This window comes from Streptomyces triculaminicus (assembly GCF_017349075.1).
Taxonomy (GTDB): domain Bacteria; phylum Actinomycetota; class Actinomycetes; order Streptomycetales; family Streptomycetaceae; genus Streptomyces; species Streptomyces triculaminicus.
In genome coordinates this window covers 279,790-291,601 of record NZ_JAFMOF010000004.1, presented here as the reverse complement: position 1 = coordinate 291,601, position 11,812 = coordinate 279,790, and the positions used below count along the sequence as shown (strand labels likewise).

Annotated in this window: 10 protein-coding genes; 4 read left to right on the top strand and 6 right to left on the bottom strand. The window is 73.8% G+C overall.

All coding sequences use genetic code 11. The features are described 5' to 3' along the window. Positions 1-124 precede the first annotated feature (124 nt). From J1792_RS25275 to J1792_RS25265, 3 genes are all read right to left on the bottom strand, one after another. Positions 125-535 (bottom strand): DUF7144 family membrane protein, encoded by a 411-nt coding sequence (locus tag J1792_RS25275; RefSeq protein ID WP_086570249.1) that lies wholly within the window; start codon positions 533-535, stop codon positions 125-127. A gap of 69 nt (positions 536-604) precedes the next feature. Continuing rightward, positions 605-1,021 carry an SHOCT domain-containing protein gene (locus J1792_RS25270; RefSeq protein WP_086570247.1) on the bottom strand — a complete coding sequence of 139 codons (417 nt, stop codon included), beginning with the start codon at positions 1,019-1,021 and terminating at the stop codon, positions 605-607. Continuing rightward, entirely contained in the window at positions 1,018-2,331 is a 1,314-nt protein-coding gene (locus tag J1792_RS25265; RefSeq protein WP_086570245.1) for a hypothetical protein, read from the bottom strand. The genes J1792_RS25270 and J1792_RS25265 overlap by 4 nt, the downstream gene beginning before the upstream one ends. Before the next feature lie 280 nt (positions 2,332-2,611). Here J1792_RS25265 and J1792_RS25260 point away from each other — a divergent pair, with 280 nt between their 5' ends. Both J1792_RS25260 and J1792_RS25255 read left to right on the top strand, forming a co-directional pair. Further along, entirely contained in the window at positions 2,612-4,198 is a 1,587-nt protein-coding gene (locus J1792_RS25260) for an MFS transporter (protein WP_086570243.1), read from the top strand. Then, complete coding sequence (locus J1792_RS25255) at positions 4,195-4,722, top strand: potassium channel family protein (protein WP_086570241.1); 528 nt, start codon at positions 4,195-4,197, stop codon at positions 4,720-4,722. Before J1792_RS25260 ends, J1792_RS25255 begins: the two co-directional genes overlap by 4 nt. On the opposite strand, the gene J1792_RS25250 is transcribed toward J1792_RS25255, so the two are convergent. Further along, positions 4,672-6,036, bottom strand: a complete 1,365-nt coding sequence (locus tag J1792_RS25250; RefSeq protein WP_086570239.1) for a diacylglycerol/lipid kinase family protein — start codon at positions 6,034-6,036, stop codon at positions 4,672-4,674. The genes J1792_RS25255 and J1792_RS25250 overlap by 51 nt on opposite strands. A gap of 249 nt (positions 6,037-6,285) precedes the next feature. Here J1792_RS25250 and J1792_RS25245 point away from each other — a divergent pair, with 249 nt between their 5' ends. Beyond that, a complete protein-coding gene (locus tag J1792_RS25245) occupies positions 6,286-7,257 on the top strand; it encodes a hypothetical protein (RefSeq protein WP_207248275.1) in 972 nt (323 codons plus the stop codon). An 18-nt stretch (positions 7,258-7,275) separates the two neighbouring features. Beyond that, entirely contained in the window at positions 7,276-8,676 is a 1,401-nt protein-coding gene (locus J1792_RS25240) for a DUF2252 domain-containing protein (RefSeq protein ID WP_086570235.1), read from the top strand. Positions 8,677-8,707: 31 nt separating this feature from the next. Here the strand turns inward: J1792_RS25240 and J1792_RS25235 are convergent, their stop codons facing one another. Together J1792_RS25235 and J1792_RS25230 are read right to left on the bottom strand one after the other, a co-directional pair. Further along, on the bottom strand, positions 8,708-10,030 hold the full coding sequence (locus J1792_RS25235; RefSeq protein WP_207248274.1) for a cation:proton antiporter domain-containing protein: 1,323 nt from the start codon (positions 10,028-10,030) through the stop codon (positions 8,708-8,710). A gap of 201 nt (positions 10,031-10,231) precedes the next feature. Further along, the gene (locus tag J1792_RS25230; RefSeq protein ID WP_086570231.1) at positions 10,232-11,638 is read right to left on the bottom strand and encodes an aldehyde dehydrogenase family protein; all 1,407 of its coding nucleotides are present in this window, start codon (positions 11,636-11,638) and stop codon (positions 10,232-10,234) included. Positions 11,639-11,812: the final 174 nt, after the last annotated feature.

Sequence of the window (11,812 nt, the reverse complement as noted above, 5' to 3'; positions counted from 1 at the left end):
GTGCGGTGTGGGCAATTGCGGCGTCTCCCCTGTCCCGACGGATGGCAGAGATCATATGTGGCGCCCGGACGGCGGGCGCCACCGCCGTCCGGGCGTCCTCCGACGACCTGGACAGGTCCGCTGCTCACACGTCGTTGCGGACGATGCAGAGGGCCCAGATGACGAAGCCGCACACGGCGATCACCACGATCGACCACAGCGGGTAGTAGGGGAGGAAGAGGAAGTTGGCGATCACGAGGAGCGCCGCTATGACGATGCCCAGCACTCTCGCCCAGGTGGAGACCTTGAACAGGCCGATGCCCACCATGACCGCCGCGATGCCGAGGAGGAGGTGGATCCAGCCCCAGCCCGTCAGGTTGAATGCGTAGACGTAGTGGGGCGTGTTCACGTACACCGTGTCGTGGACTATGGCCGAGATGCCCCGGAAGATGTCCAGGAAGCCCGCGATGAGCAGCATCACGGCCGCGAACACCGTCAGTCCGGCGGCTGCCGCCAGGGACCGTTCGCTGTGGGGGTGGTGGAGCGAGGAGGACATGGTCTTTCTCCTTCGTCCGGTCGTCGGTGGGGTTTCCGGCTGCGATCGCCGTGTGTGGGTCGCCGTGTGTCAGTGCAGGATCTTCTCCTTCGCCCGGCGGAACTCCTCGTCGGAGATGTCTCCCCTGGCGCGGATCTCCGAGAGCTTCATGAGCTCGTCCGCCTCGCTTCTGCGGCCCGTACCGCCGGCCGCCTCGCGGACGTGCTGGTCGAACGCCTCCTGTTGCGCCTGGACGTGGCGCCGCTCCCGGGCGCCCATGCTCCGGCCCCGGGCGAGGACGTAGATGAAGACGCCCAGGAAGGGCAGCAGAAGGGTGAGAACGAGCCAGCCGGCCTTGGCCCATCCGCTCAGCGCGTCATCGCGGAAGATGTCGGCGATCACGCGGAACAGCAGGATGAACCACCACACCCACAGCGCGATGACCAGGATGGTCCAGAACGCGCCCAGGAGGGGGTAGTCGTAGGCCAGATACACGTTGTCGCTCATGATTCGGCTCCCTTTTCGGTGGAGGCGGCCGCGAGAACGGCGAGGATCGCCAGGACGAGGACGGTGATGAGGAGGATCAGGGCCACGCCCGCCACGGTGGGGTAGTTCCACAGGAGCAGGATCAGTGCCGCCGCCGCGATGACGACGCCGGTGGTCCAGCGCCGGTGCGTCTGCAGCCAGTGGCCCGTGGCGCCGGTGCGCAGGCCGGAGTGGGCCATGGCCCGGCCGGTGGCTCCGGTGGCCCGGGTGGACACCGAGCGGACGAACCGGGCGCCCCGTCCGGGACCGTAGAGGTAGGCGGCCAACGCCGTGATCACCGCGATGACCAGGACCGTGCGGGTGCCGTCGCGCAGGAAGCGGACGAGGGTGTCGTAGGCCGAGGCGGCCGCGTCCGGTGGCAGGGTCGCGGGTGGCACGGAGTCCAGATAGATGTGCCGGACGACCGCGAGCCCCACGAGGAGCAGCACCATCATCACGCCGATGCCGATGGCCGCGGTCATGAGCGTCACCCGGTGGGCGGGCGCCGACCACACGGCGAGCGCGGCCAGGGCGATGACGGTGACGGGCAGCCAGGTGCCGACGACGTTGAGAAGGCGCATGGCGGCCTGGGCATCGTCGAGCTTGTCGGTTTGGAACAGCGGGATCGTCTTGTCGACGTCGGGGATGTTCGCGGCCTTCTCGTAGCCCTCGTCGACGAGCTTCTGCTTGACCTTGTCCACGACCGTGCCCAGGTCGATGACGATGGAGTCGCCGCGGGCCTGCACGGCGCTGTTGCCCTCGCCGGTGAGCACCTTGACGACGGCCGCGTGGGCGCGCCGGTTCGCGTCGTTCCACAGCTCGGCGAACTGGTCGCTGGTGACGACCTTCTGGACGACGGTGTGGACGGCGGTGGTGAGGGCGTTCTTCAGGGGGCCGGCGAGGAGGTGGGACCTGTCCACGATCGCCGGCGGGGCGTTCGTTTTGGCGAGGGCTCCGGCGAGGGCGTCGGTGATGCCCTTGATGTCGACGTTGTCGACCACACGCGTGGTGAGCCGGTCCGTGACGGCGTTCTGCACCGCCGGATCCTTGGCCAGTGGCGCGACGGTCTGCACATAGCGGTCGGTGTCCGAGACCTGGCTGTCGGCCCAGGTCGCCACCACCGCGAGCGGTGAGAGGACGAAGGCGAGCACCAGCAGGACGGACGTCGCCGCGTAGCGCAGCCGCCGGTGGCGCAGGGCCTCGCGCTGGCTCAGGCGTCTGTAGTGGTCGCGTTCGCCGGGGGTCAGCGGGCGGTCCTCGGACGACGGGCCTGGAGCGCGGGGCACGTCCATGTCCTGCTCCCTCCTGGCCGGGCGCTTACGCGCGGGGACGGTTGTCCTTAGCAGCGTGACCGCGGCCCGGTGGGCGCCACATCACCCGTACCGGGTGAGCGCGGGAGCGGGCGCCAGACGCCCACACCTTCGAGAACAGCGCAAACGGAGGCCGGCCCCGGGCCCACGGGCGACACGCCCCCCGCCAAGACCCCGGCCGGTCGCCGCGCGGTTCTAGGGTGCGGACAAGGGGCCGCTCGCCCGTCACCGGGGCGCACCGGAAAGCGAAGAGGGTGCAGGCGTGAAACGATGGCGGGCCTTGATCGTGCTCGGGACGGCCCAGTTCCTGATGGTGCTGGACACCTCGGTCATGAACGTCTCGATCAGCACGCTGGTCGAGGACTTCGACACCGAGGTCACGGCGATCCAGGCCGTCATCACCCTCTACACCCTGGTCATGGCCGCCTTCATGATCACCGGCGGGAAGCTCGGGGACGCGTTCGGGCGCCGCCGGGCCTTCGCCCTCGGGCTGGTCGTCTACGGAGCCGGGTCCGCCCTCACCTCGGTGGCCCCCCAGCTGTGGGTGCTGGCGCTCGGCTGGTCGGTGATCGAGGGCCTCGGCGCCACCCTCGTCCTCCCGGCGCTCGCGGCGCTCGTCGCCGGCGCGTACCGGGGCCGGGAACGGGCGGTCGCCTACGGCGTCGTCGGAGGGCTGGCCGGCGCCGGCATCGCGGTGGGGCCACTGCTCGGCGGATGGGTGACGACGTACCTGACCTGGCGGCTGGTGTTCGCCGGCGAGGTCGTGATCGTCATCGCCATGCTGTGCGTCATCCGGTGGATCCCGGACGTCCCGAAGGAGCCGAGGACCGCACTGGACAAGGGAGGCGTGGCGCTGTCCGCGGCCGGGCTCGCCCTCGTCGTCCTGGGCGTCCTGCAGAGCAGCTCCTGGGGCTGGCTCAAACCCCGGAACCCGCCCTTCACCGTCTTCGGCTTCTCCCCGACCGTGTTCGCCATCGCCGCGGGAGGCGTACTGCTGTGGCTCTTCTGCTCCTGGGAGCGGCGGCAGCAGGCGCGAGGGAGGGAGCCCCTGATGCGCCTGTCGTTGTTCGCGGTCCCGCCGCTGCGGTCCGGCCTGATCATGCTGCTCTGTCAGAACCTCGTCCTGCTCGGCCTGTTCTTCGTCATCCCCCTCTACCTCCAGGTCGTGCAGGGCTTCAACGCCTTCCAGACCGGGCTGCGCCTGCTGCCGGTGTCGGTGACCATGCTGCTGTCCGCCATGACGGGCCCGCTGCTCGGCCGGATCGCCGCGCCCCGGACGGTGGTGCGCTGCGGCCTGCTGGTGCTCCTCGTGGCGCAGGTGTGGCTGCTGGCCACGATCGAGCCGCAAATCGACAACCTCGCCTTCGGCCTGGCGATGGCCGTCCTCGGCGTGGGTATGGGGCTCCTCGCCTCCCAGCTCGGCAATGTCGTGCAGTCCAGCGTCGGTGAGGAGGAACGCAGCGAGGCGGGCGGCCTGCAGTACACCGCGCAGAACCTCGGCTCGTCCCTGGGCACCGCGCTCATCGGCTCCCTGCTGATCGGCGCCCTGGTCCACGCCTTCACCACCCAGATCGAGGACAACCCGCAGATCTCGGACGCGGCCCGCCGACAGGCCGGCATCTCCATGGAGGCGGGCGTCAGCTTCGTCGGTACGGACCAGGTGCGCGGCGCCGCCGAACGCGCCGGACTCCCGTCCTCCGAGGTGGACGCGATCGTCGGCTCGTACTCCACGGCGCAGCTCGACAGCCTCAAGGCCGCCGTGCTGGCCGCCGCGGCCATCACCCTCGGCGCCCTCCCGTTCACCCGCCGGCTGCCCGCCGAGCGGCAGACCCGGGAGGCCGGCCGGTGAGCGTGGCCCTGCGGCCCGTCGGTACGGCGACCGCCCTCGTCCTCGCCTATTACCTGCTCCCCCTGGAGAAGAGGTTCGAGGGAGGCACCGCCGTGGGCCTGGTCCTCGGCCTGGCCGCCGTGGCGGCCCTGTTCACCTGGCAGATCCGTTCGATCATGCGGTCCTCCCGGCCCCGGCTGCGGGCCGTCGAGGCGCTGGCCACCACGGTGCCGCTGTTCCTGCTGATCTTCGCGGCCGCGTACTACCTCGTGGAGCAGGCCGACCAGGGGAGTTTCACCGAGCCCCTGACCCGGACCGACGCCCTGTACTTCGCGCTCACGGTGTTCAGCACCGTTGGCTTCGGCGACATCGCTCCCCACACGGAAGAGGCACGGATCGCCACCATGGCGCAGATGGCGGGCGACATCCTGCTCGTCGGCGTCGCCGCCCACGTCGTCGTCGGCGCGGTCCAGTCCGCCCTCGCGCGCGACCCGTCAACCGCTCCCCGAGGGCCCCGCGGCTCCGGAAGAGCCGGCCGCGGGTAGCGCGCGGCCCGCCCTGGCGGCGAGCTCCCACAGGCGCCGCCAGTCCAGACGCGGCCGCGCCGGCGGAACACCCGGACGGTGCCGCGGAACCCGTATCCGCAGCGCACCGGGCTCCGACACACAGCGCACGGGAGTGGGCAGCGTCAGCGCCTCACCGTCGACGCCGACCCGCACCTCCGGCCCGTCGGCGTCGACGACGACCTCGCCGGCGGTGAGGGAGACCAGGCCCGGAGCGCGCCGCCCGCGCAGCAGGTCGGCCGCCTGGACCGCGCTGTCGACCGTGACGCCCACCAGCCCCAGCACGCCGCCGTCGAGCCGGTCGCGCCGGCCCAGCCCCGCACGGTCACCCACCCGGTAGGGGTTGTTGCTCACCAGCACGGCCTGCGGCGCGTCGAGGGCGACGGCCCCGGCGCCCACCGTCAGCCGGGGGCCGTGCTGATGGGTGAGCACGTCGGGCAGCAGCCGCAGCAGGGTGCCGGCCTTGTCGTCGCGGTACGCCGGGCTCTGGACGACCTCCGCGTACGCGCCGAAGGAGGCGTTGTTGACGAAGACACGCCCGCCGACGCGTCCGAGGTCCACCCGGAACTCGACCCCGTCGGTGAGCGCCTCCAGGCTCCGCGACGGGTCGTCCCGGTCGAGGCCGAGGTCCAGGGCGAAGTGATTGCGCGTCCCGGCCGGGATCACCACGAACGGCACGTCATGCTCGGCCGCCACGTCCGCCACCAGCGCCTGCGTCCCGTCGCCCCCTGCCACACCGAGCAGATCGGCGCCCCGGGCGACGGCGTCGCGGGCGAGCCCGGCGGCGTCCCAGTTGCCGGGGCCGAGCAGTACCACCTCCGCGCCGAGCGCCTCCGCCCTCTCCTTCAGCCGGAAGCGCCCCACCTTCCCGCCGCCCGAACGCGGATTCATCAGCAGAAATGCCCGCCCGGGCGGCGGGACCGGCCGGCCGGGGGCCGTACGGGGGGCCGAGTCCGCCCTCAGTGCGGAGCGGCCCGTGACGGCGGCCAGCGCCCACAGGGCCAAGGACACCACGACGATCCACAGCAGCCTCGCCGCCACGTACGCCGCGAGGACGGCCAGCGGCGCCGCCCCCGCCAGGACCAGCGCGGCGCCCCTCGCCACGCCCCGGCGCGTCAGCGCCCACCACCCGGCCGCCGCCGTGACGGCCAGGCCCGCCGCCCCCACGGCCACCAGCGCCACGCTCTTGAACCCCGCCACGGACAGCAGCAGCACCCCCGCGCCGACGGCCGCCACGACCGCCACCCGCGCGCTCCACCGCTGCCGTGCCCCTCCGGGGGCGGCGACCTGCCTCATGGCACCTCCAGGGCTCGCGGCCCGGCCCTTTTCGCCATTGTCGTCGCCCGCGGGGAGCGCCACCACCGTCACCCGGAACGGGTGAGGCGGGCCCCGGCACGCCGGGCCACAGTGGAACTGCCACCGGTGCGGGCCGAACCGGTGACGGGGAGACCGCCACGCGGCCACGGGCACGCCCCGGCCGCGCGGGCGGATCCCCGCCCAGGGCGACAGCCGAGGAAGGCGGACCCGGATGAACGGCGGACCCGGATGAACGGCGGCGGGCGAACCACCGGCGGGCCGCGCCCGGCCCCCGCGGACGAGTCGGTGACGGTCCAGGCCCAGGCGCTGCTGCCGATGATCTGGGCCGATCCGCAGCACATGCCCGAGCAACTGGCCTTCTTCGCGGTGCGGCGGTTCGGCCCCCGGGCCGCGGCCGCCGTGGCCCGCCGCAGGGAGCGCGAGCCGCAGGCGGCGGACGACGAGCTACGCCGGGAGGCCATCACCCACGGCACCCGCATGACGATCGCCGACGGCGCCGTGCTGGGCGGCCCGTTCGTGATCCTCATGCCGGTCAGCTTCGTGGCGGCCCTGCTCTCCCAGGCCCGGATGGTGCTGGAACTGGCCGTCCTCGCCGGGCACGACCCCCGCAGCGAACGCCGGGTGGCGGACCTGCTGGTCCTTCAGGACGTGTACCCCTCGACCGAGGCGGCCGCCGCGTCCCTGGCCGAGGTGCGGCGTCGTCCGCCGGGAGGCCGGGGCCGCATTCCCCGGCGGACGCGATGGGCGATGCTGGTCAGGATGGCGGCGATCCTCGGCATCGTGGGCGGCGGCGAGAAACGCGGCAAGCTCCAGCAGGTCGTCGCGGCCCTCCCGATCGCGGCCCTGTTCCTCGTGGGCATGGTGCTGCCGCTGATCTGGGTGCCCGCACTCGCGGTGATCTACCGGAAGAACACCCTGCGGCTCGCGGACAGGGCCGTGCGGTTCTACACCCCGGGCGCGGTGGGCTATCAGGCCGCTCACCCCGGGCGGCTCAGCCACATGCCCAGGGCGGCCGGCGTCGCTTCCGTCCTGCGGTTCCTCGCCCTGGCCGTGGCGCCCCTGGCGTTCGCGGCCGGTCTCGCCGTGGCGGGGATCCGGCTGGCCGACGGGTTCTGGGGCACCGGCCTGATCGTCCTCGTCGCGGTCTCTCTCCTCGCGGCGGGCATCTGGTTCGTACACCGCCGGTCACACCAGCGGTGAACAGGGAAGGAGACGGCCTTGAGCACGCAGGAGCATCATCCGGCGCCGGAGGAACGCGCGGCGCGCGGCAAGGCGGCGCGCGGCCGGGTTCCCCGCTCGGCCCACGCCGCGTGCGAACTCCCCGCCGGCCGGACCGACCCCGTGGAGATCCTCGAACGGCAGTGCGTCGACCGGGTGCCGGACCTCGTGCCGATCCGCTACGGACGCATGCTGCGCTCGCCGCTCTCCTTCTACCGCGGCGCCGCCGCCATCATGGCCGCGGACCTGGGCACCCAACCCCGTACCGGGATCGAGGCACAGCTGTGCGGGGACGCCCACCTGCTGAACTTCGGGCTCTTCTCCTCCCCCGAACGCCGCCTGGTCTTCGACCTCAACGACTTCGACGAGACCCTGCCCGGCCCGTGGGAGTGGGACGTCAAGCGCCTGGCCGCCAGCCTGGCGATCGCCGGACGGGACAACGGCTTCCCCCGGAAGCGGCGCGCGGACGTCGTCCGCGCCACCGTGCGCTCGTACCGGCAGGCGATGCGCGACTTCGCGGGGAGGGGCAACCTCGAGGTCTGGTACACGCGCTACGAGGCCGAGCGCCTGCGCGCGCTGTTCGCCGACCGGCTCGACCAGCAGGGGCGCCGCCGGTTGTCCCAGGCGCTGGAGAGCGCGCGCACCCGCGACCAGCAGCACGCCTTCCAGCGGCTCACCGAGGTCGTCGACGGCGTCCGGCGGATCGCCGCCGATCCGCCCCTGCTCGTCCCCCTGGGCGACCTGATGGCCGACGACCGGCGGGCCGAACTCGAGGGACGCCTGCGCCTGCTCGCCGAGCGGTACGGCCGCAGCCTCGCCTCCGACCGCCGGCACCTGCTGAGCCAGTTCCGGATGGCCGACGCCGCGCGCAAGGTCGTGGGTGTCGGCAGCGTGGGCACCCGCTGCTGGATCGTGCTGATGCTCGGCAGGGACGCCGACGATCCGCTGATCCTGCAGGCCAAGGAGGCCGTCCCCTCGGTGCTGGCCCCCTACGCACGACCGAGCGCCTACGACAACGAAGGGCAACGCGTGGTCTGCGGACAGCGCCTGATGCAGGCCGTCAGCGACATCCTCCTCGGCTGGGAGCGCGCCGCCGGGATCGACGGGCGGCAACGCGACTTCTACGTCCGCCAGTTGCGCGACGGAAAGGGAAGCGCCCGCCCCGAGCGGATGTCGCCCGGCCAGATGCGGGTCTACGGCGAGCTGTGCGGCGCCACCCTGGCCCGCGCCCACGCCCGCTCCGGCGACCGCATCGCCATCGCCGCGTACCTGGGCGGCGGCGACGCCTTCGACCGGGCGCTGGCCGACTTCGCCGAGGCCTACGCCGACGTCAACGAGCAGGACTTCCTGGCCCTCGCCGAGGCCGCGGACCACGGCCGCGTCGTGGCCCGGGACGCCTGACGCGCCCACGCCCACGCCCGTCGGCCCTCGGTCACCACTTCTTCCACTCGGGCAGGGGATGTAGGCCGGGAACCCTGTCGGCGACGCTCTCCCGCAGCGCCGCCCGGCGCGCCACGGCCCGCTCGTACCACCGGCCGTACCGGTCCGCGAGGGTGACGGACGAGACGCTGTGCAGCAGGACGCTCAGCCCGACGGTGACCGCGATCACGGTGCCCGTGGGTCGCGTCCCGGGCGCCCCCTCGGCCGCCACGAGCAGCCCGAGGACGAGGGAGGGCAGGCCGCGGGGGCCGAACCAGCCGGTGTAGGCCACGGTGGCCGGGCGCAGCCCGCTGCCCATGAGGGCGAGGGCGGTGGGCAGCATGCGCACCACGGTCAGGCTCAGCACCGCGTAGGTGACGACACGCCAGTTCAGATGCGTCAGCGCCGGTCCGAGCAGCACCGCGCCGAAGACCATGAAGCTCAGCGCGGCCAGGAGCGCCGCCAGGTGCTCGACCGACTCGAGCGTGTCGTCCTCCTCGCCCGGGGAGCCGTCCGGAGCGCCGTCCGGGGAGGGACCCGCACCCAGGGCGGCCGTGAAGACGAAGCCCGTGACCCAGGCGGCGACGAATGCGCTGCCGCCCGTGGCGGCCGCGAGCGTGCCCGCCATGGTGACGAGGGCGAGGGGGAGGATGCGGCGCCAGTCGGGCGCGACGAGGCCCGCGGCCCACGCCCGGCGCAGCAGCCACCCGCCGAGGCCCCCGATCAGCACCCCCAGCAGAGGGCCGAACACCAGCACCTGCCAGAAGACTCCCGCGACCCCCTGGTGGGAGGCCGCCGTCCCGGGCAGCCCGGCGAGGAGGACGGCGAAGACCGGCAGGATCAGGCACTCGTTCAGGCCGCACTCGGCGTTGAGCCCGTGCCGCACGACCGCCGGGATGCGCGATGCGAACACCGCGGCCTTGCCCACGGACGCGTCGGTGGGCGCGAGGACCACCCCGGCGAGCGCCAGTTCCCAGGCCGTCAGGCCCGGCAGCAGCGCCCACGCCAGGAGCGCGCCGCCCGCGATGATGAGTGGCAGCGCGACGACGAGCAGCCGGACGGGCAGGAACCAGCCGCTGCGGAACTCCTCCGAACGGATCGTGGCGGCGTCGGTGAACAGCACCAGCGCCAGGGCCACCTCGGCGAGGGTGAGCACCGGACCGGCGTCGCGCTCCAGGTCCAGGAGGCCGAGGCCCACCGGGCCGATGAGCACGCCGGCCGCGGTGAACACCAGCGGGGCCGACACGGCGGTCGAGGCCAGGCGCCGGGAGACCAGGGCGTATCCGCCGGTCACGGCGGCCACCGCGGCCGTCGCCACCGCGCTGCCTGCGCTCACGTCTCTCCTCCGGCCGCCCGCGGCGCGCGCTGGGCGCCGGCCCGGGCCCCACGCCCGTCCCGTACGCGGACGGCGCTCCCGGTCGCATGGAGCGTAACCGTCACCGGCCGCGATTCCCCTCGCCATACGGGCGGTGGGGCGCCGGGTCGCCCGAGTGGATGACGCGGCGGGCCGGCGGGCCCGGACCGGCCCACCGGTGGCTCAGCGGAAGCCTCCGGCATCCCGGGCGTCGTCGTGCCCCTCGACGCCCGGGAGTGCGCCGCGCGGCAGCAGGCCCGCGACCGGCGGTTGGTTCAGCCGGATCCGGGTGGCGGGCAGCCCGGCGAACTGGGGGGCGAGCCGGGACGCGTGCGTCCGCGTGAAGACGCTCAGGTGGGAGCCGGTGTGCTGGGCGAGTTCCAGGGCCTGCGCCCACCAGGTGAACCGGGTCACGACCGCCAGGGGGCCGAGTGGGAGCTCGTGGGGGCGTTCGTGCCACCGGGAGCCGTCCAACAGGATCACCGGTCGCGGGACGGCCGGCGCGGAGCCGTCGGGGCGGTCACCCGGCCGGCCGCCCAGGAGGAGGGGCTGGGCGCCGGACGCGACGGCGCTGTCGACCCAGTCCAGCAACAGGGCCGGCTGACGGCGCTGGAGCAGCGTGCTCCCCGGGGTGAACCGGGCTGCCTCCCGGACGAAACAGTCCAGGAAGTCCGCCGACTGGGCGGCGTGCACCGCGATGAGCGGGGTGGCGGCGCAGCCGCGGCCCGCACGAGAGAAGCACGCCCGGACGGCGGCACGAGCGGCCGCCCGCGCCTGTCCGTCGTGCCGCACCACGAGGAGTCCGGGCAGCCGGGGGCGCGCCCGTGTGGAACGCGCCGGTCCGGGCCCGCAGCACTGCGGCGCGGAGTCGTCCGCGTGCTCGGTCAGAACGGCGCGCACCGCCCGGGCGGTGGCGTGATCCGAGAAGCCCTGGACGACCAACTGCCAGGCACCGGCGGGCAGCCCGGCGCGGCGCGCCGCGGAGGTCACCGCGAGCGCCACCATGGCGCTGCGCACGTCGACCTCGGTGACCACCGCCCCGCCGCGCAGCAGCGCCGGAAGGGCCCCCTCGAGCAGGGAGGCCAGCGGCCGCGCGTCGTCCACCTGGGAGGCGAGCACCGCCGGCCGCTCCCCGGTCCGGTGCGGCGGGCCCCCGGGGCCGGCCTTGCCCTGCGGCTGCCAGGAGCCGAACCCGTGGCGTCCGGCTGCCGCGAAGTGGCGCAGCACCCGGTCGGCCTGCCGGAGTTCGGTGGCGGCGTCCACGGAGCCCAGACCCGCGGCGTGGGTCAGGACGGAGCCCAGGGCGCCGTGGCGTCCGGCGAGGCCCTTGCGCAACCATGCGAGCCATCTGGCGCGGTCGGAGGCCCGTACGCCCCGCCATACCCCGTGCGCCGTGCGCGCCCGCTCGACCGCGTTCCGCGCGTCCGCGGGCGCGGACAGCGGAAGCGAGAGCAGGGGATGTCCGGAGAACGCGCTCTCCACGAGGACGTGTTCACGGTGGCCTGCGGAGACCGTGCCGGCCTTCAGCGCCGCAGCGAGCGTCGTGCCGAGCAGGTCCTGGTAGGTCCGGCATCGAGGGCGCGAGGGCATGGGCGGCTCCCTGGGTGCCTCCGGCCGGGGGATGGTGGGAAAGGGGATGGGCGGAATGAACTCGGGTGAAGCCTTTCCGGCGCAACCGCACGGGAAACAACGATTCTGCAGAAATGTCCGATGCCGGCGTTCGGCCCCGATGGGTCTTCGGCTCCGCCCGGGCGCTCAGCCCCG